The sequence below is a fragment of the Pelomicrobium sp. G1 genome, from assembly GCF_051905455.1.
In the GTDB taxonomy this organism is placed as follows: Bacteria; Pseudomonadota; Gammaproteobacteria; order Burkholderiales; family UBA6910; genus Pelomicrobium.
The window spans coordinates 1-420 of sequence record NZ_JBQACR010000116.1 but is presented as its reverse complement, the minus strand read 5'-3'; the positions used below and the strand labels follow the sequence as shown (position 1 = coordinate 420).

Annotated in this window: 1 protein-coding gene and 1 pseudogene; both read left to right on the top strand. The window is 68.6% G+C overall.

The window, feature by feature from the left end; all coding sequences use genetic code 11:
• On the top strand, positions 1-154 hold a 154-nt coding region (locus ACTFO6_RS17750; RefSeq protein ID WP_439935744.1), incomplete at its 5' end, for a histidinol dehydrogenase.
• Between the two features lie 11 nt (positions 155-165).
• Positions 166-420 (top strand): annotated as a pseudogene (locus ACTFO6_RS17745) (histidinol-phosphate aminotransferase); the annotation flags it as partial.

Below are 420 nucleotides of genomic sequence, written 5' to 3'. Positions count from 1 at the left end.
CCTGGGGGTCTATGATTTCCAGAAGCGCTCCAGTGTCATCCGCGTCTCCGCCGTAGCCGCCGCGCGCTTAGGCCGTGTCGCCGCCACCCTGGCCCGGGGCGAAGGGCTGGAGGCCCACGCCCGCTCGGCGGAGCTACGCATAGAGCTTAAGTAAAAAATGGCTTTATGCCGTTGAAGCCCGAACAGCTCGTCCGCCCCGAGATCCTGGCCCTTTCGGCCTATCCCGTGCCCCCGAGCCGGGGCATGGTGAAGCTGGACGCCATGGAGAATCCGTACCGTCTGCCCCCCGAGGTGCGGGCGGAAGTGGGACGGCTCGCCGCGGAGACCGCCCTCAACCGCTACCCAGACCCCCAGGCGCCGGCCCTCAAGGCGCGGTTGCGGGCGTTCTTCGGGTTGCGGGCCGGTACCGGGCTCATGCTA